23 protein-coding genes and 1 tRNA gene are annotated in these 25,355 nt (G+C 64.5%); 7 read left to right on the top strand and 17 right to left on the bottom strand.

Annotated features, from left to right (window positions below; all coding sequences use genetic code 11):
- Positions 1-387 precede the first annotated feature (387 nt).
- Entirely contained in the window at positions 388-1,311 is a 924-nt protein-coding gene (locus ACPUD7_RS16915; RefSeq protein WP_135542085.1) for a LysR family transcriptional regulator, read from the top strand.
- A 385-nt stretch (positions 1,312-1,696) separates the two neighbouring features.
- Entirely contained in the window at positions 1,697-2,140 is a 444-nt protein-coding gene (locus ACPUD7_RS16910) for a hypothetical protein (RefSeq protein ID WP_135542087.1), read from the top strand.
- 122 nt (positions 2,141-2,262) lie between these two features.
- Here ACPUD7_RS16910 and ACPUD7_RS16905 read toward each other — a convergent pair whose 3' ends face one another.
- The gene (locus ACPUD7_RS16905) at positions 2,263-2,664 is read right to left on the bottom strand and encodes a winged helix-turn-helix transcriptional regulator (RefSeq protein ID WP_135542089.1); all 402 of its coding nucleotides are present in this window, start codon (positions 2,662-2,664) and stop codon (positions 2,263-2,265) included.
- A gap of 112 nt (positions 2,665-2,776) precedes the next feature.
- Between ACPUD7_RS16905 and ACPUD7_RS16900 the strand changes: the two genes are divergently transcribed.
- A complete protein-coding gene (locus tag ACPUD7_RS16900; protein ID WP_135542091.1) occupies positions 2,777-3,382 on the top strand; it encodes an NAD(P)-dependent oxidoreductase in 606 nt (201 codons plus the stop codon).
- 118 nt (positions 3,383-3,500) lie between these two features.
- On the opposite strand, the gene ACPUD7_RS16895 is transcribed toward ACPUD7_RS16900, so the two are convergent.
- The 5 genes from ACPUD7_RS16895 to ACPUD7_RS16875 form a co-directional block, all read right to left on the bottom strand.
- Positions 3,501-4,883: an NAD(P)/FAD-dependent oxidoreductase gene (locus ACPUD7_RS16895; protein WP_135542093.1), complete on the bottom strand. Its 1,383-nt coding sequence runs from the start codon at positions 4,881-4,883 to the stop codon at positions 3,501-3,503.
- Between the two features lie 91 nt (positions 4,884-4,974).
- Entirely contained in the window at positions 4,975-6,219 is a 1,245-nt protein-coding gene (locus tag ACPUD7_RS16890) for a S8 family peptidase (protein WP_240690063.1), read from the bottom strand.
- Positions 6,216-7,160 carry a Ppx/GppA phosphatase family protein gene (locus ACPUD7_RS16885; protein WP_135542095.1) on the bottom strand — a complete coding sequence of 315 codons (945 nt, stop codon included), beginning with the start codon at positions 7,158-7,160 and terminating at the stop codon, positions 6,216-6,218. Before ACPUD7_RS16885 ends, ACPUD7_RS16890 begins: the two co-directional genes overlap by 4 nt.
- A gap of 9 nt (positions 7,161-7,169) precedes the next feature.
- Positions 7,170-7,796, bottom strand: a complete 627-nt coding sequence (locus ACPUD7_RS16880; RefSeq protein ID WP_135542098.1) for a DUF501 domain-containing protein — start codon at positions 7,794-7,796, stop codon at positions 7,170-7,172.
- On the bottom strand, positions 7,796-8,284 hold the full coding sequence (locus ACPUD7_RS16875; RefSeq protein WP_135542100.1) for an FtsB family cell division protein: 489 nt from the start codon (positions 8,282-8,284) through the stop codon (positions 7,796-7,798). Before ACPUD7_RS16875 ends, ACPUD7_RS16880 begins: the two co-directional genes overlap by 1 nt.
- 421 nt (positions 8,285-8,705) lie before the next feature.
- Between ACPUD7_RS16875 and ACPUD7_RS16870 the strand changes: the two genes are divergently transcribed.
- Complete coding sequence (locus tag ACPUD7_RS16870) at positions 8,706-9,716, top strand: DUF559 domain-containing protein (RefSeq protein ID WP_135542101.1); 1,011 nt, start codon at positions 8,706-8,708, stop codon at positions 9,714-9,716.
- Positions 9,717-10,028: 312 nt separating this feature from the next.
- Here ACPUD7_RS16870 and eno read toward each other — a convergent pair whose 3' ends face one another.
- From eno to mfd, 5 genes are all read right to left on the bottom strand, one after another.
- On the bottom strand, positions 10,029-11,309 hold the full coding sequence (eno, locus tag ACPUD7_RS16865; RefSeq protein WP_135542103.1) for a phosphopyruvate hydratase: 1,281 nt from the start codon (positions 11,307-11,309) through the stop codon (positions 10,029-10,031).
- 139 nt (positions 11,310-11,448) lie between these two features.
- Positions 11,449-12,336 (bottom strand): tyrosine-protein phosphatase, encoded by an 888-nt coding sequence (locus tag ACPUD7_RS16860; protein ID WP_425120553.1) that lies wholly within the window; start codon positions 12,334-12,336, stop codon positions 11,449-11,451.
- On the bottom strand, positions 12,333-12,791 hold the full coding sequence (locus ACPUD7_RS16855) for a MazG nucleotide pyrophosphohydrolase domain-containing protein (protein ID WP_240690064.1): 459 nt from the start codon (positions 12,789-12,791) through the stop codon (positions 12,333-12,335). Before ACPUD7_RS16855 ends, ACPUD7_RS16860 begins: the two co-directional genes overlap by 4 nt.
- Positions 12,792-12,855: 64 nt before the next feature.
- On the bottom strand, positions 12,856-13,050 hold the full coding sequence (locus ACPUD7_RS16850; RefSeq protein ID WP_135542107.1) for a CsbD family protein: 195 nt from the start codon (positions 13,048-13,050) through the stop codon (positions 12,856-12,858).
- A gap of 114 nt (positions 13,051-13,164) precedes the next feature.
- Positions 13,165-16,755: a transcription-repair coupling factor gene (gene mfd / locus ACPUD7_RS16845; RefSeq protein ID WP_425120552.1), complete on the bottom strand. Its 3,591-nt coding sequence runs from the start codon at positions 16,753-16,755 to the stop codon at positions 13,165-13,167.
- A 181-nt stretch (positions 16,756-16,936) separates the two neighbouring features.
- Here mfd and ACPUD7_RS16840 point away from each other — a divergent pair, with 181 nt between their 5' ends.
- Together ACPUD7_RS16840 and ACPUD7_RS16835 are read left to right on the top strand one after the other, a co-directional pair.
- Complete coding sequence (locus ACPUD7_RS16840; RefSeq protein ID WP_425120551.1) at positions 16,937-18,415, top strand: arylsulfotransferase family protein; 1,479 nt, start codon at positions 16,937-16,939, stop codon at positions 18,413-18,415.
- Positions 18,416-18,534: 119 nt separating this feature from the next.
- On the top strand, positions 18,535-19,257 hold the full coding sequence (locus ACPUD7_RS16835; RefSeq protein ID WP_425120550.1) for a rhomboid family intramembrane serine protease: 723 nt from the start codon (positions 18,535-18,537) through the stop codon (positions 19,255-19,257).
- 92 nt (positions 19,258-19,349) lie between these two features.
- Here ACPUD7_RS16835 and pth read toward each other — a convergent pair whose 3' ends face one another.
- The 6 genes from pth to ACPUD7_RS16805 all read right to left on the bottom strand — a co-directional run bounded on the left by pth (position 19,350) and on the right by ACPUD7_RS16805 (position 24,771).
- Complete coding sequence (gene pth / locus ACPUD7_RS16830) at positions 19,350-19,949, bottom strand: aminoacyl-tRNA hydrolase (RefSeq protein WP_135542115.1); 600 nt, start codon at positions 19,947-19,949, stop codon at positions 19,350-19,352.
- A gap of 265 nt (positions 19,950-20,214) precedes the next feature.
- Complete coding sequence (locus ACPUD7_RS16825; protein ID WP_425120549.1) at positions 20,215-20,862, bottom strand: 50S ribosomal protein L25/general stress protein Ctc; 648 nt, start codon at positions 20,860-20,862, stop codon at positions 20,215-20,217.
- A gap of 154 nt (positions 20,863-21,016) precedes the next feature.
- Positions 21,017-22,027, bottom strand: coding sequence for an alpha/beta fold hydrolase (locus ACPUD7_RS16820; RefSeq protein ID WP_425120548.1), 1,011 nt, complete (start codon positions 22,025-22,027; stop codon positions 21,017-21,019).
- Between the two features lie 218 nt (positions 22,028-22,245).
- Positions 22,246-23,217, bottom strand: a complete 972-nt coding sequence (locus ACPUD7_RS16815; protein ID WP_135542121.1) for a ribose-phosphate diphosphokinase — start codon at positions 23,215-23,217, stop codon at positions 22,246-22,248.
- Entirely contained in the window at positions 23,210-24,667 is a 1,458-nt protein-coding gene (glmU, locus tag ACPUD7_RS16810) for a bifunctional UDP-N-acetylglucosamine diphosphorylase/glucosamine-1-phosphate N-acetyltransferase GlmU (RefSeq protein WP_425120547.1), read from the bottom strand. The genes ACPUD7_RS16815 and glmU overlap by 8 nt, the downstream gene beginning before the upstream one ends.
- Positions 24,668-24,699: 32 nt before the next feature.
- A tRNA-Gln gene (locus ACPUD7_RS16805) sits at positions 24,700-24,771 on the bottom strand.
- A 64-nt stretch (positions 24,772-24,835) separates the two neighbouring features.
- Between ACPUD7_RS16805 and ACPUD7_RS16800 the strand changes: the two genes are divergently transcribed.
- On the top strand, positions 24,836-25,228 hold the full coding sequence (locus tag ACPUD7_RS16800; RefSeq protein WP_135542125.1) for a hypothetical protein: 393 nt from the start codon (positions 24,836-24,838) through the stop codon (positions 25,226-25,228).
- Positions 25,229-25,355: the final 127 nt, after the last annotated feature.

Here is a 25,355-nt window from a genome sequence, read left to right as displayed (position 1 = left end):
CGGGTGGTCACGACTGGACACAACGAGTCGATGGGCAGAAATCGTGGCCACCAGCGGGCAGTTTTATTGGCCACCAGTGGGCAATTCTCGTGGCCGTCTATGGGCAGTTCCTACTGACCGTTGACACTCCATAACCACAATCAATCAAGTACACAGCTTCGCCGATGACGAGAGCAGTCGAGATTCCCGCGCGTACGCTCTGTCCTTGATAACGCCACCAGCGTGGTCCGCCCGCGGTTCCCAACGTGATGATGTGCGGACTGTTTGCCTTGGTCATGGGTCGGCGTTGCTCCTCAAGCGGTTCGATAGGACATCTGGTTCCCAGTGTGGTCTACGCCATTAATTTTGTAGAATCAATACTTGTGAAGTACTACATAGGCGGAATTGATGGGTGAGCTCACGCTTCGTCAACTCGAATATTTCGTCGCTGTCGTCGACGCCGGTTCGGTGACCGCAGCGTCGAAGAAGGTCAACGTCACTCAGGCAACGGTGTCGATGGCGATTGCACAACTGGAAAGCCGCCTTGGCACGGATCTGCTCATCCGACAACAGTCCAAAGGGGTCGTACCGACCCGCGCCGGAAGAGAACTGTCAGCGCGTGCACGCCACGTCGTTGCGATGACAGCCGAGATAGAACAGGTGGCAGCAACCGGAACTTCGGAGATCTCAGGGGTGCTCGAAATCGGGTGCGTGTCTTCCCTTTCCCCTCAAGTCGTGCCGCCATTAGCCGCACACTTCGAAAGGCACTACCCTCAAGTGACCTTCAACTACCGAGAAGGCTCCGCCGGAGACCTCCAGCAGGCGCTCATCGACGGCGCTCTCGATATGGCATTCGTATTCTCCCGGCAGACTCTCGAAGCGGTCCATTCTCACGACATCACAGAAGCAATCTTGAAGATCATGCTTCCGGCTGAGCACCCTCTATGCAGTAGGAAATCGATCTCATTCAGCGAGGTGGCCCACGAGTCCGCAATCCTGATCGATCTGCCTCCCAGCCGTGACAGATCGATCGAGTTCATGCGAAATGCTGGAGTGGAACCCCGCATCAGATGGACTAGCACCAACCTGGCAACGGTGATGGCTCTGGTCGCGAACGGACTGGGATATTCTCTCCGCTACGCACTCCCCGGCGAGACCAGCGCACCGGGACCTGGTGTCATTGAGATTCCGGCCGCAGATACGGTGCCGAGGAACGCGATTAGTGCTGTCTTGCCGAGAGGAGCCCACACATCACGGAAGGTTGACGAAGCGATTCGGTTCTTGAGCGACCACTTTTCTGAGGCCGCACAAGCTGGCGTTGATGGACACTGAGCATCAGGCAAGCTTCCTGGCGCTCATTGTGGCCGAGCACAGGCGACCATTCCTCAAAGCCAGTGGCCATCTCGTTCGTTTTCGCCGGCCGCGCTGACAGCATCCTTCTACCGCGATGCTTCATTTCGGTTAAATAACTCCACTCACCCCACGTTTACCCATCTTTTTCAGCGGAACCCCACGGAAACTCATGGCAACTAAGCGAACCTCAGAAGCATCGCGTTCCTCGATTTCTCGGGGCAGAAGCCACCCCACGGAAACTCGCGAAAACTATGACTCCACATCGATTCAGTGTGGGTTCGAGTCCCACTGGGGGACGATTCTTTGTCGGTGTCGAGTGCCGACCGAGATCGCCGATTTCCGCCGTTTGCGGCATGATCGTCTTATGTCGTTCCTTCTTCTCAGCCCCGGTCAGGCACCCCAGCCGATCGCCTCCGTCGACGATGATCTCGCCCGTACGCAGCACGGACCCGCCGTCATCATCACCGCCACCGAGTCGGCCTCCCCCGCTTCGGCAGACGGCTCCACCACTGCCGACTTCCCGTCGCAGGGTCGCCCGTTCGCCTTCCGTGAGACCGGTGGAGACTGGACGGAGATCGGCTTCGAAGCCGCCGATCATTGGGTGCAGATGGGCCCGGACCTACGCAGCCGCCTCGTCGAGGATCATCTTGCGACGCTCGACGTCGCCGAGTTCAAACAGGCGACGAACGGCGGCAGCGCCTCGATCATCACGAACAACTGGGTCTACTCAGGCCAGCCGCGGGTCTATCGTGTCGCCGGAGAGCTGCGTGATTTCGTCACCGTGCTCGGGGAATTCTCCCGCGCCTGATCCCTATTGCTGTTCCTCCGCGGTACGACTGTGACGGTATCCACCACACGACTGGTCGAGATGCGACCCATCGATTCTGCCGAAGCGCCCGGGCCCGCGGCCGGTTGACCGTCTGGCTCCGGTCACCGGAACGCTCGCATGCCTTCGGACACCTGTGGCTCGTCATGGCGGTCCCGGTTCTCGACGATCTCCGCGACGTTGGCCTCTGCCCACTCCCGGAGCGCTGCCACAGGATCCTGCAGCGATCGTCCGAGGCCGGTGAGCGAGTATTCCACCCGCGGCGGAACCTCGGCGAAGACCTCCCGGACCACGAGACCATCGGCGACAAGCGACCGCAGGGTCGAGGTCAGCACCTTCGGGGTGATCCCGCCGATGGCCAGACGGATCTCGTTGAAGCGCTTCGGACCGGAATCGAGAATGTCGACGATAAGCACCGTCCACTTGTCTCCGACGCGGTCAAGAACCACTCGAGTCGGGCATTCGGGGTCGAAGGCATCGCCTTCCCAGCGAACTTTCACACTCATAGCTCCATAGTATCCTTGAGGTACTCGCTATCCAAAAGATACCTTAGGAAAGTCAGATTACGACATCCACCGTGCACCGCAGTCGCGCCGCACGAAGAACGAAGGGACTCTTATGAAGATCGCACTCTTTGGAGCATCGGGAATGATCGGCTCTCGCGTCGTCGCGGAGGCGGCCTCCCGCGGGATCGAGGTCACCGCCATCACTCGGTCCGGCGCCGAGGTGGCCGGAGCGGCCCGCTCAATCACCGGTGATATGGCCAATGCGGAGCTCGGAGCACGGATGGCCGCCGACCACGATGTCATCGTCTCCACCACGGGCCCCAGCCGCACCGGCGGTGACCACCAAGAATGGCTTAACGCGCTGTCGACTCTGGCCAAGGCCACCGGCGACGCTCGACTCTTCGTCGTCGGCGGTGCCGGTTCGCTGTTCGCCGGGGACACGATGCTCAAAGACACGGAGGGCTTCCCTCCCGCGTACAAGGCTGAGGCCGAAACCGGCACGAAGGCCCTCGAGCTTCTGCGTGCCGCGAATCCGTCCCCGTGGACGCTCATCTCCCCCGCCCCGGAAATCGCTCCGGGTGAGCGCACCGGTTCCTACAACGTCGAGCTCGAGGTGCCTGCGGGCGACTCGATCTCGGCCGAGGACTTCGCTGTCGCAATGGTCGATGAGATCGCCGATCCCAAGCACATCGACGCCCGCTTCACCGTCGCGAACTGAGCAGGACGAACTCGCAGCAGAGTCTGCAGATATGACTGACGCCGGGGATGCACTCATGCATCCCCGGCGTCGGTCGTCTCATCAGGGCCTGTCACCGGATGGCACCGGTTGCAGTGGATCAGGCCTTGGCAGGTTCCTTGGGTTCCTTCTTCGGAGCCGGCTTCGAGTTAGCGGCCTCGACGAAGTTCTTGCGCGGAACATCAAGGTCGGCCAACGGCATGGCATCGCGGCCGAGCACGGCGTTGAGGAACCAGTTGCCGAAGACCTTGACCTTGCGGTCCAGGGTCGGAATGGCGTAGCCGTGGTAAGCACGGTGCATCAGCCAAGCGAGAAGTCCGCGGGCCTCGAAGTCGCCCATCTGCGACACGCCCTTGTACAGACCCAGACCAGCCACCGAGCCGATCGTCTTGTGGAAGTACTGCTTGAACTCCGTTTCTCCCCGCAGAGCGGCGAGCACGTTGGCGGCGAGCACCGGAGCCTGACGCGAAGCGTGCTGGGCGTTGGGCACACAGAAGCCTGCCACTCCGCCTCCGGAGAGGTCGGGCACAGCGGCGTTGTCGCCTGCTGCCCAAGCGCCCTCGACCACTCCGTCGTCGCCCTCGACACGCAGATCGGCGCGGACGGTGACATTGCCGCGTTCGTTGATCGGCAGGTCGGAATCGACGAGCAGCGGATTGGCCTTGACGCCGGCGGACCACACGATGGTGTCGGCGTCGAATTCCTCGCCGTTGGAGAGCTTGATGTGCTTATCGGTGCAGTCCTGGAGGAAGGTCTCGAGGTAGACGTCGATTCCACGCTCACGCATGTGCTCGACAACCCACCGGGCCTGTGCTTCGCCGACCTCGGGCATGACGCGGTCGACGGCCTCGACGAGGACGAAGCGGACATCGGCTTCGGTCAGCGTCTCATACTGGGCGATGGCCGAACGGACGAGGTCTTCGAGCTCCGTGAGCGCCTCGATGCCGGCGAATCCGCCGCCGACGAAGACGAAGGTCAGAGCCTTGCGGCGCTCCTCGTCGTCTTCCATCAGCGAAGCGTCTGCAAGGCGGGAGAGGAAGTGGTCGCGCAGGGCGACGGCTTCTTCGATGCGCTTGAGCGCAATCGCGTTCTCCTTCAGACCGGGAATCGGCAGCGCGCGAGCGACCGAACCGGCGGCGAGGATGATGTGATCGTAGTCGAGTTCGAATGCCTCATCGTTGTCGGGCTCGATGGTGGCGAACTTCTCGGCGTGGTTGATCGAGGTGACCTTCGCGGTGATGACCTCTGCACCCGGCAGGTTGCGGCGCAGCGGCACAACGGCGTGACGGGGCTCAATCGAACCGGCTGCCACCTCGGGGAGGAACGGCAGATAGGTCATGTACGGGTTGGGGTCGACCACGGTGACGGTGGCTTCGCCCCGACCGAGGTTCTTCAGCAGGTTCTGGGCGGTGGTCAGGCCGAGGTAGCCGCCACCGACGACGAGGATTCGTGGACGCAGTTTCGAGTTTCTGATGAGTGCCATATTCCCATGCTAGACCCTTGTGAAAACTTTCACTAATTGTTTCTCCGTAGGCTCAGAACGCCCCAGATCAGAGCCGTTCCACCGGCCTGATTCACCGGCGGCGACGAGCGAAGGAAACGGTTGAGGCGACGAGGAGGACAAGCGTGGCCAGGGCGCCGACGCCGAGGACGGCGAAGCCGAAGATCGGTGTCGACTGCGAGGCCGCGATGTCTGTGGGAGCAACGGCTCGCGGGCTCTCGCTCTCGTCCGGAGCGGCAGTCTCGGTCTCCTTCGCCTTCGCCTCGCCACGACGATGCATCTTCACCCAGTCCGCCAGTTCTGTCTCTGCGGAGACGATCTTGCCCGGGACTTTCGCCTTGACCGCCGCCTGCGGGTTGAGCCTGCCCCAACCGACGGTCGGATCGGGTTTGTCCTCCGTGCTCACTGCCTTGTGACCGGCGACCGGCTTCGCGCTCGACTGCAGCTTTGCGCGAACTTCATCGGCGGTGAGCTTCGGGTTGTCGGAGCGGATGAGCGCAGCCGCTCCGGAGACGATCGGTGAGGCGAACGAGCACCCCTGCCCTTCGGCGTACCCGCCGCTGTAGTACGGGATCGGGATGTCCTTGGCCGGCCCCATGAGGTCGACGGCCGTGCCCGGTGCAGTGGAGTCGTCGAGCACGCGTCCGTTCTTGTCCAATCCCCCGACACCGATGACTCCCGGGACTGTCGATGGCGACCAGGCCTGAGTTGCGCCCTGTGAGGCGTTGCCGACGCAGGCCACGATGAGAACGTCTTTCTTATAGGCGTAGGCGAAGGCGTCATCCCAACTCTCCGGCCAGCCCGGATCGTCCCATCCCAAGGACATGTTGATGACTTTGGCTCCGGAGTCGACGGACCAGCGGAGGGCTTTTTCGGCCTGTTCACGAGTCGATCCTGATTCCTTCGGGCGGTCAGGGCCCAGCCACATCGAGGCGGAGAGGATCTTCGCATCGGGGGCGACTCCGGTCGGTCCGGCTCCGGTTCCCTGGCCGGCGATGACTCCGGCGACGGCAGTGCCGTGGTGAATGGTGGTCTTGCCGCCGATAGGGGTCTTTCCGTCTTTTCCCAGTCCGCTGAAGTCCTTCGCTGAGGTCACGACCCCTCCGAGATCCTCATGGTCGGTGTTCACGCCCGAGTCGATGACAGCGACCTTGACACCTTTGCCGGTGGACTTCTTCCAGACCTTGTCGATGCCGTAGTCCTTGATGAACCATTGACCGGGCCCCGCCTTCGGCGCGGCCATGACCGGCTGGGTGGTGCCGACGATGAGGCCGAGGACGAGGACGGTGGCGGCGAAGAGTCTGGCGGTGGCCCTCACGAGCTCGTCAGCGCCAGGTCGAGCGCGGTTCCGTCGAGGATGTCAGTCTCCGAGATACGGATGTCCAGTGTCCCGCCTGCAGCGGTGACCGCCTGGTCGAAGCGGGCGGTGATGCGGGCGAACAGCAGGGAGCCGGCACCGATGACATCGACGCGTCCCGGATGCATGTACGGCAGTTCGGTACGGGCTTCGCGGTCCATGGCGAGGAGTCTGCGGGATTCGGCCTCGATGTCGGCGACGCTGATATGGGCGCCGTGGATGCGGTCTCGCTGGTAGCTGTCGAGTCCGAGCACGCCGGCGGTTATGGTCGTGACGGTGCCGGCAACGCCGATGAAGGTGCGCGGGGCCGAGAAGTCGACCGTCTGCGCGGCCCGATCGAGCTGGGCGTCGATATCAGCGATCGCCGCACGGGTCTGATCCTCGCCGGGAGTCTCCACGGGCATGTGGCGTTCGGTCAGACGCACGGATCCGATGTCCATACTCACCGCCGCCTCGACGTCGCCCTGGCCGAGGACGAGTTCGGTCGATCCGCCGCCGAGGTCCATGACGACGAAGGGCCCCTCTGCGGCCTCGAGATCCGCGGTGGCGCCGAGGAAGGACAGTCGTGCCTCCTCTTCGCCGGTGATGACGTCGGGGACGATGCCGAGGATCGAGAAGATGCCGGCGAAGAACTCATCGCGATTCTTCACATCGCGGCTGGCCGAGGTCGCCACGAATCTCAGCCTCTCCACCTGGTACTCCACGGCCACCTCGGCGAATTCCTTCGCCGCAGCGAAGGCGCGCTCCAGAGCTTCGGGAGCGAATTCGCCGGTGGCATCGACACCTTGGCCCAGCCGCACGATCCGGGTCTCGCGGCGAAGATCGGTGAGGGTGCCGTCGGCGACATCCGCGATGAGCAGGCGCAGAGAATTCGTCCCGCAGTCGAAGGCAGCAACTCGCATGGTCGGATCCTAGTCAGTCGGTTCGGTGGCGGCAATCGCCTCGGCGGTGTCAGTCGGAGCAGTCGCCTGCGCGGACGGTTCGGCAGCGTCCGAGGGGTCGGACGATCCGGCACCTGTGGCGGCGGGCTCGGGATCCGGTGCGGCGATCGGGGGCACATCGTTCATGAAGGACAGTGCACGGTCACCGATCGGGTTGACTCCGGGCCCGGCGGAGAGCGAATGGCCGACGAGGGCGTGGAGGCACTTGACGCGGGTGGGCATTCCCCCGGCCGAATAGTTCTTGATCTCCTCGACTTCGGCCAGTCCGGCTGCAGCCCCGATCTCGGAGCGGACGGCCAGGTAGGCCCGGTGGGCGGCGGCGTAGGCAGCGGCGAGCTCTTCGTCCTCGCCGACCTCGGTCGTCCATTCGGCCATGATCCCGGAGGCCTCCAGGCGCGAGCACTCGGCGACATAGGCGGGATGGGTGAGGTAGAAGGTCGTCGGGAACGGGGTGCCGTCCTCGAGCCTGGGGGCCGTGGCGACGACGAGAGGTTCACCGGCGGTGCTGCGAGCTGCGATGCCGACGACTCCGCGGGGAATGCGCCCGAGCTGGTCGTGAAGGGTTGCGAAATCCGCCTCGGTGCACTCTGTGATCATCAGCTCTTCTCCACGGTATTGCCGGTCTCCTGAATGGACTCCAGCAACTCAAGGTACCAGGCCTGCTTGGCAACCGGTCGATCTGCCTCGGAATCCTCCTCGACGGCATCCTGGTTGGTCACGATGACCGCGTTCTTGCCCTTCTCCACGTAGTACTGGTCTTCGCGCGCTTTGCGCTTGATGTAGTCGGGATCCTTGAGGTTCTTGTTCTTCTCGTCGAGGCTCTTGACCTCGGATTTCGTTGTTTCGATCTCGTTGTTCAGAGCGGCGATCTGCTGGGCCTGCTTGAGTGCGGAATTCAGCGGAGACAGGAATGCGAAGAGGACGATGGCGATGACGAGGAGGAACATTCCCGTGCGCCAGGACATGCGGCGGCTGCGCGCTTCGGCGCTGGCGTCGGCTTCGACGACGGGTTTCGACCGTCGACGAGGGGCGGCCTTACCTGGAGCCGACTTCGGGGCACTGCGTCTGGGCTTGCTCGGGACCATGCTTCTTTCCTCTGCGACTGGGGATCGGGGAAGGGTGTCGCAACATCTCCAAGTGTGCCGTGTCCGCTCACTTCGCGCGAGGATTTGGGCCCCGTGGCGTGTTCGATTCCGCACCCTGCCCGCTGACCCGGCCCGGCGCGCGTTGTCCCGTCCAGCACCGGAAGCGTCACGTTCTCCCGCTCGCGGCGCCTCCTACAGTCAGTGAGGCATCCAACACCGGAACCGATGCCACGCACCGGTCCGGCAGGATGTTCTGTGACTACCGGTGACTGATACCGCGTGACCACCACCGCGCGACCACGCGAAAGCACCACCCACTCCACACCCACACCCTTGAATTCACGCGCCTGTATCAACAGTGTTATCCACATATCAACAGCCCTCCATTGCACTTTGCTGCCGTTTCATGCAATTTGAGTGCATGTACAAACTCATCGGCACAGAAGAACTCAACAGACTCGGTTTCAGCCACAGTGATATCAGACGTGCCCGCACCTGCTGTCTGCGGCGGCTGTCGAGAGGCGTCTATCTCGTCAAACATGTCTGCGATCAAAAGGCCCATCAGCCGCTGTGGGCCAGCATCCATGAGAAGGTCCACAAGACCTTCGTCGAACACGGCGATATCCGCGATCAGGTCGAGGACCTCAACGCCTCGGTGATGGCGCGGCACAACCAGCAGTCCGATCTTCGCACCGATGCCTCGAAGCCGAATCCGCCGCCCGAGGTCTTCTCTCACATCTCCGCAGCCCTCATCCACAACCTCCCGGTCGCCTACCCAGTCACCCACCAGGTCGAAGTCGTCCGCCCCGGCACCAACCGGCGGTTCAAGAGCATCCACGTTCGCGGGAATCTCATTCCGCCCAACCACCGTGCCGTCACCGGCTGCGGCGCTGAGGTCACCACGCTCGAGCGCACCCTCATCGATGTCGCCCGCAGCTACAACCTCGACATCTCCGTGGCCATGCTCGACGATGCGCTGCACCGTGGACTGACCACGAAAGACCAGATCCGCACTGTCCTCGCCCAGTGCCTGGAGAAGCGCAATATCAGCAAGGTGAAGCTGGCGATCGAGCTCGCTGATTCCCGCCGCGAATCCCCCGCCGAGGCGATTGCCGCGGTCCGCTTCTTCCAGCACGGCATCACGGGACTGGAACCGCAGATCACCTTCCGCACCGAGAATCTGCGCCGTGACATCCGTGTCGACTTCCGCCACAGCCAGGCGCGTCTCATCGTCGAGATCGACGGCATCGGCAAGCTCTATCTGGGCTCGGGAGTCCCGCGAACGGAACTCGAAGAGGAGCGCCGCCGCGAGCAGTGGCTTCGCGATCGAGGCTGGCGGGTGATCAGGATCAGCTGGAAGGAGCTGTTTCGGGAGACGAAATTCGAGGAGATCCTTCGGGCGATCCGCCGCTCACAGCCACAGACGGCATGATCACCCACCGTTCGCGCTAGCTCCTCCCGGTGCACCGTTGCAACGTGTCGCCAGCTGGAGGGAGTGCGGCCGGCGGTGCCACGCGACGGCAACGGTGAGGGATGCCCCGAACCAACGCACCGAGATGGTCTCGCCCGTCCTCAACGAGGCAGTCTCGCCCTCCCTCAGCCGTCCGCGCCGAGATGGTCTCGCCCGTCCGCACCAGAGCAACCCCGTCTGCACGCACCGAGGCGGGGCCGGACGACCGCTGATCGTCCGGCCCCGCCTCGGGGAGTTCCTCAGGAACCTGTGTCCCGTGATTGCCGGGTTCGCTCAGGCTTCGAAGCGCGGAAAGGCTCCGCGACCGGCGTAGCGTGCCGCATCGCCGAGCTGCTCTTCGATGCGCAGCAGCTGGTTGTACTTCGCAACGCGTTCGGACCGGGCCGGGGCACCGGCCTTGATCTGACCGGCGTTCGTGGCCACAGCCAGATCGGCGATCGTCGTGTCCTCGGTCTCGCCCGAACGGTGCGAGATCATCGTCGTGTACCCGTGCGTCTGCGCCAGGGACACAGCGTCGAGGGTTTCGGTGAGGGTGCCGATCTGGTTGACCTTGACCAGCAGCGAGTTCGCGGTGGCGCTGTCGATTCCGCGCTGCAGGCGCTCCGGGTTGGTCACGAACAGGTCGTCGCCGACGAGCTGGACCTTCGCACCGATCGCTTCGGTCAGGGTCGCCCAGCCCTCCCAGTCGTTCTCGTCGAGGGGGTCCTCGATGGACACGAGCGGGTACTTCGCGAGCAGCTCCTCGTAGTAGGCGGCCATCTCTTCGGCCGTCTTCTTGCCGCCTTCGAATTCGTAGACTCCATCGTTGTAGAACTCCGAGGAGGCCACGTCGAGGGCGACGGCGATGTCCCGTCCGGGACGGTGTCCGGCGAGGTCGATGGCTTCGAGGATGAGGTCGAGTGCCGCGGCGTTCGAGTCGAGGTTCGGGGCGAACCCGCCCTCATCGCCGAGTCCGGTCGACAGACCGCGTTCCTTGAGCACGCCCTTGAGCGCGTGGTAGACCTCGACGCTCCACTGCAGCGCTTCGTGGAAGCTTGCGGCACCGATCGGGGCGATCATGAATTCCTGGATGTCGACGTTCGAGTCCGCGTGTGACCCGCCGTTGAGGATGTTCATCATCGGCACGGGCATGACGTGTGCGTTCGGGCCACCGAGGTAGCGGTAGAGGGGCAGGTCCGCCGAAACCGCTGCCGCCCGAGCCACGGCCAGCGAGGTTCCGAGCATCGCATTCGCGCCGATGCGGGACTTGTTGTCGGTGCCGTCGAGCTCGATGAGCGCATGGTCGACCAGTCGCTGATCGTCGCTCTCGAGCCCGGCGATGACTTCGTGGATCTCGTCGACGACGGCGTCGACGGCCTGGGTGACTCCCTTGCCCAGGTAGCGTTCGGGATCTCCGTCGCGCAGTTCGACGGCTTCGAACTCTCCCGTGGAGGCGCCGGACGGGACTCCGGCACGACCGACGGACTCGTCGGCCAACAGCACTTCCACCTCAACGGTGGGGTTTCCCCGGGAATCCAGGATTTCGCGGGCATTTGCGGCAACGATCTCAGCCACTGAGTACTCCTTAGCTTTTGGTTTCACATGGGGAACATGTGCCTGCAGGACAGCTTAATGCAACGCACGACGGGGCTCACTCTCTGTTCGTCGCATGACACTGGCCGGCCCCGCCGCGGCGCCGACTGTCCGCGATCGTTCAGGCCTCGGCTGCGGGTTCGAGCAGACACTCGCGCAGCCGCTGCGGGGTGGACGGGTCCATTCCGTGGGTGAGCAGATACGCTTCCACTGCCCCGCCGGTGCCGATCCCGCCGGCGCCTGCTCTGTTGGCAGCGATCCTGCCGGTGTCGGAGCCTTTTCCTGCGCCGCCGACTCCGATTCCATTCGCCGAGGCGGCCCCGTAGTCGGTCTCGATCCGATCGAGGACCTCGTGCATGAGTTCGGGAGGGGCGGCCGTGGCGGTCGCGGCGAGGTTTCCGGAGATGCCGGCATCAGCGAAGTTCTTCGTGATCGAGTCGAGGAACCCGCCGGAGAGGTGAGTGGAGGTGATCGCGTATTCGTCGATGATCGCTTCCCTGCCCACGCCGAGGAGGTCGAGCAGGAACGCTCCGACCACACCGGTGCGGTCCTTGCCCGCAGAGCAGTGGAAGACGACACCTGTTCCGCAGTGATCGGCGACGGTGTCGACGACCGCGGCCAGCCGGTGCCCGAAATGAGTGATCATGAGGTCGTAGATGCGCTCGAGCGAGCGATCGCTGAGATCCATTCCCGTCGCCTCGGCGGCGGCCCTCATCTCCTCGACGCTCATCGGTCGACTGGGGAAGAAATGATCCTCGAAGACAGGAAGTTCGATGTGGGCGACCTCGAGCCCGTCGAGGGTGTCGGGCAGCTTCGAACGCTCACCGATGTCCCGCATGTCGACGACGGCACCGATGCCGAGTTCGCGCATATCGGCGCGTGACCGGTCGGTCAGCCGTGCCCGAAACACCTTCCCGAGTCGCACCGCATTATCCCCGGACTGCGTGCGAGCGCCGCCGAGGTCACGGAAGTTGAAGGTGCCCTCGATCTCGAGACGCTCCAGACTCATCGATTTCCGTCCTCTCTGCGCCGCGCGGTCTTCTCTTCCGCTTTGATCCGGCGGTATTCGCGTTCCACATCTTCCAAAGCGGCCATCTCTTCCCCGGCGTCTTCGCCGAAGGCCAGCGGGTGGCGGCGGATGAGCTTCTCCTCGAGACCGTCGATGATGGTCCCGAGGCTGTGCCCGTATTCGTGTCCGCCGCTCTCGTCGAGCAGAGCGGAGTGGAACAGCACCTGGTAGAACACGTCGCCGAGCTCCTCGACCACTGCCGCACGGTGGGCCGATGTCGGTGCAGCGGTGAAGTCCTCGAGAGCTTCTATGAGCTCCTCGGTCTCTTCGCGAGCGTATTTCTCAAGGCTGCGGTGGTCCTGTCGGCTCGACCAAGGGCACCGTCTGCGCAGGGTCGCCATCGCCGCCACCACGTGCCGAGTTGAGGTGTCCTCTTCGGCTGCGGGCTCATCCACGCGCTGTCCTCCTGCCCACGCGAAAGGCCCCCCACCACCGAGGCAGTGGGGGCCGTTGCGATGGTCACTTCGAGAATTTGTCCTTGACCGATGCGCCGAGATCCTTGACGGATTCGCCGACGTCCTTGGCCTTGGCCTTGAGCTGATCGGTTGCGCCTTCGGCCTTGAGTTCGTCGTCACCGGTGACGTCTCCGATGGATTCCTTGGCACGTCCGCCGAGGTCTTCGGCCTTGTTCTCGAACTTGTCGTCAACGCCCATGGCGATTCTCCTTCGTCGAATGGTGTATCGCTTACTGCGGAGTGCTCCGCTCTTCGCACTCTACGCCACCGCTGCCGCTGGTGAGCGGAAGCTTGGAGAACAGTCGGGGAATTCTCACGTGTTCTCGACCGTCTCCTGGGTGGCCTCGGACTCGACGACGGGCAGGATCGCGTCGAGGAACTGATGGGCCCAGCGCAGGATGTCAGAATCGGTCATCTCCTTCGCATCGAACCCGGTTCCGGCCATCGGTTTGGGCACGAGGACGGAGCGCAACGCCGGTTTGAGCAGCGCCTTCGGGTACAGGCGTTTGAGCCTGACCACCTGCGAGCCGGCGAGTTCGACCGGGCCGAAGCGGATGAAGTTGCCCTGCGCGACGATGTCGCTGACGCCGGAGGCGCGGGCACGGATGCGCAGCCTGGCGACGTCGGCGAGCACACCGACCGGTGCCGGATAGGGGCCGTAGCGGTCGACGAGTTCATCGAGGACTTCCTGGAGTTCGTCTTCGTTCGCTGCCGCCGCCAGCTTCCGGTACGCCTCGAGGCGCAGCCGTTCGTGGTCGACGTACTCGGCCGGCAGGTGCGCGTCGACGGGCAGTTCGAGGCGCATATCGGCCTCGGGTTCGGTCTCCTCACCGCGGAACTTCGCGACGGCTTCGCCGACGAGTCGGACGTAGAGGTCGAACCCGACGCCTTCGATGTGACCGGACTGCTGACCCCCGAGGAGGTTGCCGGCACCGCGGATCTCCAGGTCCTTCATCGCCACCTGCATGCCGGCACCCAGTTCGGTGTGCGCAGCCAGCGTCGTCAGTCGGTCGTGGGCGGTTTCGGTCAGCTGGGTGTCCGGCGGGTAGAGGAAATAGGCATAGGCGCGTTCCCGGCCGCGACCGACTCGCCCGCGCAGCTGGTGGAGCTGGGAGAGCCCGTAGCGGTCGGCGTTGTCGATGATGAGTGTATTCGCATTGGCGATGTCGATGCCGGTCTCGACGATCGTCGTGCACACGAGCACGTCGTACTTCTTCTCCCAGAAGTCGACGATGACCTGCTCGAGTCGGGTTTCGTTCATCTTGCCGTGGGCGATGGCGATCCGGGCCTCGGGCACCATCTCGGCGATATGCCCGGCCACGGCCTCGATGTCTCGGACCCGGTTGTGGATGTAGAAGACCTGACCTTCGCGCATGAGCTCACGGCGGATCGCGGCCCTGATCTGCTTGTCCTCGCGCCTGCCCACATAGGTCAGGACCGGGTGCCTCTCCTCCGGAGGCGTGGCCAGGGTCGACATTTCGCGGATGCCGGTGACGGCCATCTCCAGGGTGCGGGGAATCGGTGTCGCGGACATTGCGAGCACGTCGACATTGGTCCGCAGGGCCTTGAGCGTCTCCTTGTGCTCGACACCGAAGCGCTGCTCCTCATCGATGATGACCAGTCCGAGGTCCTTGAATCGCACCTCGCCGCTGAGCAGCCGGTGGGTGCCGATGACGAGGTCGAGTTTGCCTGCACCCAAGTCCTCTTTGACCTTCTCCGACTCCTGCTTCGACTGGAACCGGGAGAGCGCGCCGATCGTGACGGGGAATCCCGAATACCGTTCGGCGAAGGTCTCATAGTGCTGTTGGACAAGCAGCGTGGTCGGCACAAGCACCGCGACCTGCTTGCCCTCCTGGATCGCTTTGAACGCGGCACGAACCGCGATCTCCGTCTTTCCATAGCCCACGTCGCCGCAGATCAGACGGTCCATCGGCACCGTCTTCTCCATGTCCGATTTGACCTCATCGATGGTCGTGAGCTGGTCGGCGGTCTCGACATAGTGGAAGGCGTCTTCGAGTTCGCGCTGCCATGGTGTGTCGGGCCCATAGGAGTGACCGACTGTGGCCTGCCGAGCCGAGTAGAGCCGGATGAGTTCGCCTGCGATCTCCTTGACTGCCTTGCGCGCCTTGGCCTTCGTCGTCTGCCAGTCCGCCCCGCCCATCTTGTTGAGGCTCGGGCTCTCGCCGCCGACATAGCGGGTGACCTGATCGAGCGCGTCGCTGGGGACGTAGAGACGGTCACCGGGCTGGCCGCGTTTGGCTGGAGCATATTCGATGATGAGGTACTCGCGGGTGTGCTTGTTCGCACCGCGTCCGGTCGTCCGCTGTGTCATCTCGACGAAGCGTCCCACACCGTGCTGGTCGTGGACGACGTAGTCGCCGGGGGCCAGATTGAGCGGGTCCACCTGGTTGCGCCGACGTCGGGTGGGCAGCCGCCGCATGTCCCTCGTCGAGGTGGCCGCCGCCCGCCCGAGCACATCGGCTTCGGTGAGAACGGCGAGTTTGAGATCGTCGAAGACGAATCCGCCGAACGAGGCAGCCGTCGTCACAGTCACGAGCGCTTCGGGCAGGTCCGTGGGATCGTCGACGAAGGTGGCGGGCACTCCGGCTTCGGAGAAGACTTCGACCATCCGGTGGCCCGGTCCCGGTCCTTCGGTGAGGACAAGGATCCGCCACTTGTCATGGATGAGGTCCCTGACATCGGCGAGGATCGCTTCGACGTCACCGGCATAGCCCTTGGGGATACGGGCCGGGACGGCGAAGATGTTCTCCTCCGGGTCGGCGAGCTCCTCATCATGGGCGAAACCCCCGAGCTCCCACCAGGCCAGCCCGATGAGGCGAGCGCCCTCTGCCATTTCGGCGACGGTGCGGAAGCTCGCCGCGGACAGGTCGATCGGGGACTCTCCCCCGGCGGCGGCTCCGGCCCACGCGGCTTCGAGGAATTCGTTCGTCGTCTCCACGAGGTCTGCGGCGCGGGCTTCGACTCGCTCGGGTTCGGTGATGATGATCTTCGACTCCGCAGGCAGCAGCGCGATGATCGGCTCCATCCCGTCGGCGAGGACGGCGGACAGCGATTCCATGCCTTCGACGGCGACTCCGCCGGCGATCCTCTCAAGCATGTCCGCAGCACCGGGCACATCCTCGGCGAGTTTCGCCGCGCGTTCGCGCACCGAATCGGTCAGGAGCAGCTCCCGGCACGGCGGTGCGGACAGGGTCAGCGGTTCCTCCCCTTCGGCGGCGGGGATGGAGCGTTGGTCGCTGACGGAGAATTCGCGGATCTCATCGACCTCGTCGCCGAAGAACTCCACGCGCAGCGCCCGCTCAGCGGTGGCCGGGAAGATGTCGACGATGCCGCCGCGCACGGCGAATTCGCCCCGTCGCGAGACCATGTCGACGCGAGAGTAGGCGAGTTCCGTCAGTCGTGCGGCGAGGTCGTCGATCTCGGATTCGTCGCCGACGGCGAGCTCGGCCGGCGCGATGTCCCCCAGCCCCTTCGCCACGGGCTGGAGGAATGCGCGCACGGGCGCAAGGATGAAACTCAGCTCTCGACCCGGGCTGGGGTGGGCCAGGCGGCGGAGCACCTCGAGGCGTTGGCCGACGGTGTCCGAGCGTGGGGACAGCTTTTCGTGCGGCAGCGTCTCCCAGCTGGGGAAGATCGCGATGGAGGAGGCTGGCACCCAGTCGGCGAGCGCTTGGGCGAGGTCTTCGGCCTCACGGGTCGTGGCGGTGACGATGAGCTGCGGCGCCGAGGCGGCTCCCGCGGCGCCGACCGTCCGACGCAGGATCGACGGCCACAGTCCCTTGATCGCATCGATCGTGCCCCCACCCGAGTCCGGGTCGTTGAAGGCGGCGACGAGTCCGTTGACGGCGGGGTTCTGGCGGGTGAGATCAAGTCCGTTGAGCACCCGAACAGTCTAGGCCACGCTCCTGACACGGCCCATCCGGTGTCTGCGCTCACGATCGGTGTCCCGGACAGAGGACCTGTGCGTCCCCGGTGCGAGGACAAGGTTCCCGCGCCCGCGCCGTAGGGGCGCTCGAGGCGGGCGGACAGCGGCGGAATTCATCGAAACGTGTGAGGATGAGTACATGGCCAAGTTGAGAACCGTCCTGGCAGGACTGGCCGCGACCGCTCTCCTGCTCACGGGCTGCACCGGCGATGCCGACGACGACATCGCAGTCGCCGAACGATGGGACTTCCACTCCCGTCCCGATCTCGCCCCTCCGAAAGTCGAGATCGACTCGGCAGCGTTCCCCACCGACGACGGGGACCTGTCGACTCTCCTCGCGCCGAAGGGCCAGACGAAGACCGACGAGAAGTCGTGGGTCGGCGGACTCATCCTCGATGCCGCCGGTGACCCGCTGTGGATCCGTGAGGGCGGCGATGCGCTGTGGGACCTGCGGGTACAGGAGTATCGTGGAGAACCGGTTCTCACTTGGTGGGAGGGTCTGGCGGAGACTCCGCACACCGCCGGCGAGGTCGTCATCCTCGACGCCTCGTACCAGGAGATCGCCCGCGTGGGCATGGGCGGCGAACTGCCCCAGGACACCTCGGATCTGCACGAGACGACGATCACCGATGACGACACCATGTTCCTCCTCTCCTACGTCAAGACCCAGACCGATCTCAGCTCCGTCGGCGGAGGCGCCGACGGCTGGGTGTGGGAGGGCATCGTCCAGGAGGTCGACATCGCCACCGGCGAGCCCCTCTTCGAATGGCACTCGCTCGACGCCGTTCCCGTCGACCAGTCCGAAGCCGAACTCAAGGACGGCGAAGGCACGAAGGACGAACCCTTCGACTACATCCACCTCAACTCCGTGGACGAGGACGACGACGGTGAGTCCCTCCTCGTGTCCGCCCGCAATACGCATGCGATCTACCAGCTCGACCGGAAGACGGCGGAGCTCAACTGGGTCCTCGGCGGCAAAGCTTCGGACTTCGAGATGGGTCAGGGGGCGACGTTCGCCTGGCAGCACGATGCCCGCCGCCGCTCCGATGGGACGCTGACGCTCTTCGACAACCATGCCGCGCCCCGCCTCGGCGACACTCGCGGGCTGCGTCTCGACGTCGATGAGAAGAAGAAGCGCGCCGAGGTGGTCACCGAGTATCCCGCCCCCGACGACCGCTCGTCGGGCAGTCAGGGGAACCTGCAGGAACTCGACAACGGCAATGTCGTCGTCGGATGGGGTTCGGAACCCTATGTCTCGGAGTTCACGAAGGACGGGAAGCTGCTCACCGATCTCACCTTCGTCGGCGGGTCGAACTACCGCGCGTACCGCTCCGATTGGCATGCCCGGCCGGTCGCCCCGCCGACGGCCACGAAGTCCGAACCGCAGCCCGATGTCACCCGCATCCACATGAGCTGGAACGGCGCCACCGAGGTGGAGTCGTGGCGGGTGCTCAGCGGAGATGACGACGACCATCTCAGCGAGAACACGGTCGTCGAACGCACCGGGTTCGAAACCGCCGCGGATATCACCCCGAACGGGTCGAAGATCATCGTCGAAGCCCTCGATGACGATGGCAAGACGCTCGCGTCGGCGCGAGTGGCACCGCGAGTGCACTGAAGTCAGACTCCGTCACCGAGAACATGTCGAGGCGATAACGGGCCTAACGGAACGGTCACGATTGCACCAGAGCCCCGGTTTTTCGGGGTTCTCCAATCTTCATCACTCACAATTGGGTTATGAGCTCCGACCACTCCCCTCGTTTCACCCCCGAAGAATCCCGCATGCTCTTCGGCTCCGAATCCGCCGGTTCCGGATCCCCTCACCCCGGCCGCTCCGCGAACCCGCCGGTGGCCCACCTGACCACCAGCGTCGACCGCAATCATCACTTCTCGAGGTTCGTCCCGGTCCTCGTCCTGCTGGCGGCGATGTGGGTCGTCGAGATCGTCGATGCTCTCCTCCCCCTCGACCTCGATGCCTTCAGCCTGCAGTCGTGGAATCCGCTCTCGCTCTACGGGCTGGTCACCTCACCGTTGCTGCACTCGGGATTCGGCCACCTCATGGCCAATACGTTCCCGTTCCTCGTCCTCGGCATCGTCATCGCGTTCGAAGGTTCGCGCCGATTCTGGCAGGTCACCGCGATCACTGCGCTCGCTTCGGGTCTCGGCGCCTGGCTGACCACCTGGCCGGGTCAGCACATCATCGGCGCCTCGGGAATTGTCTTCGGCTTCTTCGGATACCTCGCGGTGCGCACCTGGTTCACCGATGACGTGCTGCGCAAGATCGTCTACTTTGCGATCGGGCTCTTCATCTTCGTCACCTACGGGGCCTCGATGATCTTCGGCATGCTGCCGCAGACCAATGACATCTCCTGGCAGGGTCACCTCTTCGGATTCGCCGGCGGCATCTTCGCCGCGTGGCTGCTTCACCGCCGGCGCCAGGACGGCCGACACAGCCGCTGACCGCTGCGTGCTCTCGCGTTCAGGTCCCGGCCGCCTCGGGCAGGGCCGTTCGGCACCGTCGGGCGGAGGTGACTGTTCGCTCGGTGCTGCGTTCAGCGGGAGTGGAACTTCTGCTGCACGGCGTCCAAACCGTCATTGATGAGAGCTTCGACGGCGTCGGCGAGGTCGGAGACGAAGATCGGCAGTGTGGTCCGTTCGTCTTTGGAGAACGGACGCAGCACATGATCGGCGGTGTCCTGCCGGCCGGGAGGCCGTCCGACTCCGGCCCGTACCCGCAGATAGTCCTTCGTCCCCAGCACCGAGGTCATCGAACGCAGGCCGTTGTGGCCGCCTTCTCCCCCACCCCGTTTGGCTCTGATCGCGTCGAAGGGAAGGTCCACATCGTCATGAACGGCGATGATCCGTTCGGTGGCGATGCCGTAGAAATCGGCCAGCTGCCTGACCGGCCCGCCGGATTCGTTCATGTATCCGGTCGAAGTTCCCAGCACCACACGGGGCCCGGGCACTCCCGGCACGCGGCCGGTGGGCAGGCGGCCGGTGCCGACATTGGATCTCAGCTTCGTCCGGGTGAGGCCCGTGCCGATACGTGAAGCGAGTTCGGCAATGACCATCTGTCCGATGTTGTGACGGGTCGCTTCGTATTTGGGGCCGGGATTGCCCAGCCCGAAGACCAACCAGGCTTCGTTCGTCATTGCCGTCCTTCGTCTGTCTGTTCTCCGCCGATCCGGCGCAAGCCTACCCCGTGAGGCACTTGTGGCGTGCACGCGGGTCGGTGCTGGTCCAAGCGCGTCAGGGCTGGCCGCCTGCCCGAGAGTCAGGGGGTGTCACTGTGCGCGATTGCCGTCGGCGATGGCCCGGGGCTGAGACGAATTCGGTGGGCCGCCTTGTAGGCGACCCACCGAATCGAGTGTTCAGTCTGCACTCACCTCAGCACCGAGGTGCCGTGGTGTGAAAAGATCACTCATCCTCGGAGGAGCCTTCTGCACTTGCGGACTCTTCGGTCGACTCTTCGCCGGTCGACTCTTCGGCAGCCTCGTCCTCTGCGTCCGACTCGGTGTCCATCTCAGCCTCTTCCGAGACGTTGACGATGAGCAGCTCTTCGTCGGCGATGAGTTCGACGCCGGCGGGCAGCTCGACCTGACCGGCGAGGACGTGCTCGCCTGCAGGACGGCCGTCGACGGAGATCTCGATGAGTTCGGGCAGACGGGTCGCATCGGCCTTGACGGCGATGGTCGACTCCTCCTGCGAGACCATGGTTCCGGGTGCGGCCTCTCCGATGATGTGGACGGGCACGTCGACCTCGATCTTCTCACCGCGCTTGACGATGATGAGATCGAGGTGCTCGATCTCGCGACGGACGGGTTCGATCTGCACATCGCGGGCGATGGCGAGGACGTTCTTGGATCCGTCGGTGCTTTCGATCTCGAGCAGCGCGTTGGCGTGCTTGAGTGCCAGCATGGTGGCGTGGCCCTCGAGCGAGATGTGCACGGGATCGCCGCCGTGTCCGTAGACGACCGCGGGGATACGTCCGGCGCGGCGGATGCGGCGCGCTGCGCCCTTGCCGAACTCGTTGCGAGCTTCGGCCAGAAGTTTGAAGTCAGCCATTTTCTCTCCTTCGTGGTGAACTTATCTTCGAGCACCACGGCGAAACAGCCTGGATCCGCTGCAAATCTCGAGAAACCGATCCTCAGGGATTCGTGGGATGCCGACCGCGTCGATCACGGAGACGAGATCCGTCTCCCTCGCCGAGGCAACCTGATCATTCTACGGCACTGTCCGCGACGGCACCAAGTCGGCTGTTCACGGCATCGGCACAGGCGTCGATTCCCACCTCGGTGAGCAGAATGTCGTAGTGATTCGTGCCTTGGACGTCGATGACGCTCATGTGCGGCCACTTCCGTGCATAGTCGGCGGTGAGTTCGGGCGGGTAGAGGCCCGGTTCCGCCGCGACGAGATCCCGTTCGGCGAAGAGGAAGACGACCTCGGCCTGGGCCCGGTCGTCGCCCATGATCGTTTCGAGTGCACTCTGGTATGCCGACCCGGTGTACATATCGGCCGAATCGGCCTGCATCGCTTCGATCGACGTCGACGGTTGGAAGGAATCGTCGTCCTTGGCCGCAAGGTCATAGACGAAGCTCTCGGTGGCTACCGTGTCGAGCCCGTCGACGAAGGCCGGATGTGCGGCGAAGAACGCCAGGTACTCCTCGATGGAGCCGAAGCTCATCGACAGACGCTCGGCGGCAGGCCCGAGCACGGCGGCGATGAGATCGTCGGTGTCGAGGTCTTCGTCATTGAGGTCATCGACCGGCGCTCCGCCGCTGGGCTGCCCCGCGGGCAGGGGAAGCCCCCCGTCGATGAGGACGGGGCCGCGGAAACGGTCGGCCGCCTCGGTGCCGGCAGCGGTGCTCTTGGTGGTTCCGGCAAGAGTCATCGCAACGAACCCGCCCATCGAATGTCCGACGAGCGTCACGGAGCCGTCCGGGGCGAAGGCATCGATGGCGGCGCGGACGTCGGCGGCATGGACGGCCATTCCGTAGGGGCCGGGCAGGGTCCGGGAATCGGCACGTCCGCGCAGGTCAGGGCCGATGACGCGGACGCCAGGCAGGGCGGAGACGAGCCCGGCGAAGAAGAGATGATTCGAGGTGATCCCGTGGATGACGCAGACGGTGGGCACGTGCCCGGGACCGGCAGCGACCGGCTCCCACACCCCCACGGACAGCTGCCCGCCTTCCACGTCCACGCGGTAACGGTTGTAATCGTGTGACGACATCGTCGCGGATCCCTTCGCATTGGCGTTGCTACCAGTGTAGATCGTCCGGGGCGCGGAAACGATGGGCCTGCGAGACCGCGGGCCATCGCGGCAGCGGAGACCACGGGCGCGAAAGACACGGGTCATTGCGGCTGCGGAGACGAAGGAACCCCGAGCCGGTGACGACTCGGGGTCCCTGTGCGCGTCGCGGGATTCGCGGCGAGCGGATTCGGTCGGTCTCAGACCTCGAAGAGGCTGGTGACCGATCCGTCTTCGAAGACCTCGTGCACGGCCCGGGCGATGAGCGGGGCGATCGAGAGCACGGTGAGCTTGTCGAAGATCTTGTCTTCGCTCAGCGGCAGCGTGTTGGTGACGATGACCTCTTCGGCCACGGAGTTCGACAGACGTTCGACGGCGGGGCCGGAGAACACGGCGTGGGTGGACACGACGATGACGCCCTTCGCGCCGGCGGCCATGCAGGCGTCGGCGGCCTGGACGATGGTGCCGCCGGTGTCGATCATGTCGTCGACGAGCACGCAGGTGCGGCCTTCGACCTCACCGACGACACGGTTGGCCTTCGTCTCGTTCGGGCGGGTGATGTCGCGGGTCTTGTGGATGAACGCCAGCGGCACGCCGCCGAGCGAGTTCGACCAGTTCTCCGCGACCTTGATGCGTCCGGCATCGGGCGAGACGACGGCAAGCTCACCGGGGTACTTGTCCTTGACGTAGCCGGCGAGGATCGGCATTGCGATGAGGTGGTCGACGGGGCCGTCGAAGTAGCCCTGGATCTGCGCGGTGTGCAGGTCGACGGCGATGATGCGGTCGGCACCGGCGGTCTTGTACAGGTCGGCCACGAGGCGGGCGGAGATCGGTTCGCGTCCGCGGTGCTTCTTGTCCTGCCGAGCGTACGGGAAGAACGGTGCGATGACGGTGATCCGCTTGGCCGAGGCGCGCTTGAGGGCATCGACCATAATCAGCTGCTCCATCAGCCATTCGTTGATGGGAGCGCAGTGCGACTGCAGGACGAAGACGTCGCTGCCGCGCACAGACTCGGAATAGCGGACGTAGATCTCACCGTTCGCGAAGTTGTAGATGTCGGTGGGGAGGAGTTCGGTCCCCAGGTTCTCCGCGACTTGTTCGGCGAGTTCGGGGTTCGCCCGACCGCTGACCAGGACGAGCTTCTTATCGCCCGTCGTCGTTATCTCATTCACTAATCCGTTCCCCTTCGGATGCGTTTTCGGCCGCCTGCGCTGCAGGTGTGCCGGGACGGTTTGTCTGGACCCAGCCCTCCAGGTTACGCTGTGGGGCCACCGAGATGGCCAACGCTCCTGCAGGGACATCCTTGCGCACCGTCGTGCTTGCACCCGAATAGGCGCCGTCGCCCACGGTGACAGGGGCGACGTACATATTGTCCGAGCCCATGCGTGCATGCTTGCCGATGACGGTGCGGTGCTTGTTGACGCCGTCATAGTTGACGAACACCGAGGCGGCGCCGATGTTCGTGCCTTCCCCGATCTCGGCGTCGCCGACGTAGGAGAGGTGGGGGATCTTGGCGTCCTTGCCGATTTCGGCGTTCTTCGTCTCCACGAAGGTGCCGATCTTTCCGGATTCGCCGAGCTTGGTCCCCGGACGCAGGTAGGCGAAGGGCCCGACGTTGGCGCCGGCACCGATGACGGCGAGCTCCCCGTGGGTGCGCACGACGTGTGCTCCCGATCCCACCTCGGTGTCCTTGAGCGTGGTGTCGGGGCCGACGACGGCGTCGGCGCCGATGTCCGTGGCACCGAGCAGCTGGGTGCCCGGCAGGATCGTCGCGTCGGCGGCGATCGAGACGTCGACGTCGATCCACGTGGTGTCGGGGTCGATGATGGACACGCCTGCACGCATGAACTTCTCGCACTGGCGGCGGTTGAGCTCCTTGCCCAGGTTCGCCAGCTGCACGCGGTCATTGGCTCCCTCGACCTGCCACAGATCGTCGGTGGCGGTGGCGGCGACGGACAGTCCGGACTGGCGGGAGTGGCCGATGACGTCGGTGAGGTACTTCTCGCCTTGGGCGTTGTCGGTCGTCAGCGAGGCCAGCCCCTCCTTCAGCGCAGCGGCGTCGAAGGCGTAGATGCCGGAGTTGATCTCACGGATGGAGCGCTCGTCATCGTCCGCGTCCTTCTGCTCGACGATGCGCAGCAGAGAGCTGTTGGCATCACGGACGATGCGTCCGTAGCCATTGGGGTCGTCCACCTCGGCGGACAGGACGGTCACGGCGTTGGCCGCGGATTCGTGGATCTCGACGAGACCGTTGATCGTCTCGGTCGTCAGCAGCGGCACATCGCCGTAGGTGACGACGACGGTGCCGGTGAGGTCTTCGGGCAGCTGGGTGAGCGCACATTCGGTGGCGCGGCCGGTGCCGGGCACTTCGTCCTGGTCGGCGATGAGCAGGGTGCGCTGGGAGGTCACCGGCAGGGAGTCGAGGTGAGCGACGAGCTGGTCGCGTTCGTGTCGGACGACGACGATGAGGTGTTCCGGCGACGTTCCGGCGGCAGCGGAGACAGCATGGTGGAGCAGGGAGCGCCCGCCGATGGGATGCATCACCTTCGGAAGAGCCGACTTCATTCGGGTTCCCTGGCCCGCAGCCAGTACGATGACGGCGGTCGGACGAGTCTGCGACATTGTTGAATCCTTCGCATGTCGGTTGGGGCCAGCTCCGCCCATAGGATTCGAACCTATACTGCACGGCTCCAAAGGCCGGCGTGCTGCCATTACACCAGGGCGGAACAGCGTGCACCAGTTCAGGGGCCCGCGCTCACGAGACACCATCATGCCACTACGATTAACTCTATGGAAATTCTACGCGAGATTCTTCTGACCCTGCATCTGGTCGGAATGGCGATCATTGTCGGCGGTTATTTCACCGTCATCCGCTCCCCCAGAGTGCTTCCCGGAATGCTGCACGCCTCCTATCTTCAGCTCATCACCGGGCTTCTGCTCATGGGCCTGGCCGAGATGGGCGACGGCAGCGTCAACCACATGAAGATCGGCATCAAGCTGGTCGTGGCGATCCTCGTCACGGTCTTCGCCTTCATCGGCAACAAGAAGCAGAAGGCCTTCGCCGCGGCCGCCCCGGCCGAGGGCGCAACGGCGACGGCGGTGAAGAACCCCTCGGCGACGATGGCGCATCTGACGTTCGCATTCGCGATCATCAACGTCATCGTGGCAGTCTTCATCCACTGACCCCCGTTACCTTTTAAGTAGCCTCAACATCCGTCAGGATAGAAGGGGTCGCTGGCCTGAGGACCTCGGCATGATTCATGCCCCCAGTCGTCATGATCCGGGGGGTGTTGTCACCGAGGTTCGAAGG

The organism is Brevibacterium sp. FAM 24630, from assembly GCF_049804075.1.
GTDB lineage: Bacteria > Actinomycetota > Actinomycetes > Actinomycetales > Brevibacteriaceae > Brevibacterium.
The sequence above is the reverse complement of the archived record's forward strand: the minus strand, read 5'-3'. Positions and strand labels throughout refer to the sequence as shown.

Excerpts from the sequence above, each read along its gene's own strand:
- ACPUD7_RS16915 (WP_135542085.1), top strand. The coding sequence starts at position 388 with ATGGGTGAGCTCACGCTTCGTCAACTCGAATATTTCGTCGCTGTCGTC.
- ACPUD7_RS16910 (WP_135542087.1), top strand. The coding sequence starts at position 1,697 with ATGTCGTTCCTTCTTCTCAGCCCCGGTCAGGCACCCCAGCCGATCGCC.
- ACPUD7_RS16905 (WP_135542089.1), bottom strand. The coding sequence starts at position 2,664 with ATGAGTGTGAAAGTTCGCTGGGAAGGCGATGCCTTCGACCCCGAATGC.
- ACPUD7_RS16900 (WP_135542091.1), top strand. The coding sequence starts at position 2,777 with ATGAAGATCGCACTCTTTGGAGCATCGGGAATGATCGGCTCTCGCGTC.
- ACPUD7_RS16895 (WP_135542093.1), bottom strand. The coding sequence starts at position 4,883 with ATGGCACTCATCAGAAACTCGAAACTGCGTCCACGAATCCTCGTCGTC.
- ACPUD7_RS16885 (WP_135542095.1), bottom strand. The coding sequence starts at position 7,160 with ATGCGAGTTGCTGCCTTCGACTGCGGGACGAATTCTCTGCGCCTGCTC.
- ACPUD7_RS16880 (WP_135542098.1), bottom strand. The coding sequence starts at position 7,796 with ATGATCACAGAGTGCACCGAGGCGGATTTCGCAACCCTTCACGACCAG.
- ACPUD7_RS16875 (WP_135542100.1), bottom strand. The coding sequence starts at position 8,284 with ATGGTCCCGAGCAAGCCCAGACGCAGTGCCCCGAAGTCGGCTCCAGGT.
- ACPUD7_RS16870 (WP_135542101.1), top strand. The coding sequence starts at position 8,706 with ATGTACAAACTCATCGGCACAGAAGAACTCAACAGACTCGGTTTCAGC.
- ACPUD7_RS16860 (WP_425120553.1), bottom strand. The coding sequence starts at position 12,336 with ATGAGTCTGGAGCGTCTCGAGATCGAGGGCACCTTCAACTTCCGTGAC.
- ACPUD7_RS16850 (WP_135542107.1), bottom strand. The coding sequence starts at position 13,050 with ATGGGCGTTGACGACAAGTTCGAGAACAAGGCCGAAGACCTCGGCGGA.
- ACPUD7_RS16840 (WP_425120551.1), top strand. The coding sequence starts at position 16,937 with ATGGCCAAGTTGAGAACCGTCCTGGCAGGACTGGCCGCGACCGCTCTC.
- ACPUD7_RS16835 (WP_425120550.1), top strand. The coding sequence starts at position 18,535 with ATGAGCTCCGACCACTCCCCTCGTTTCACCCCCGAAGAATCCCGCATG.
- pth (WP_135542115.1), bottom strand. The coding sequence starts at position 19,949 with ATGACGAACGAAGCCTGGTTGGTCTTCGGGCTGGGCAATCCCGGCCCC.
- ACPUD7_RS16825 (WP_425120549.1), bottom strand. The coding sequence starts at position 20,862 with ATGGCTGACTTCAAACTTCTGGCCGAAGCTCGCAACGAGTTCGGCAAG.
- ACPUD7_RS16820 (WP_425120548.1), bottom strand. The coding sequence starts at position 22,027 with ATGTCGTCACACGATTACAACCGTTACCGCGTGGACGTGGAAGGCGGG.
- glmU (WP_425120547.1), bottom strand. The coding sequence starts at position 24,667 with ATGTCGCAGACTCGTCCGACCGCCGTCATCGTACTGGCTGCGGGCCAG.
- ACPUD7_RS16800 (WP_135542125.1), top strand. The coding sequence starts at position 24,836 with ATGGAAATTCTACGCGAGATTCTTCTGACCCTGCATCTGGTCGGAATG.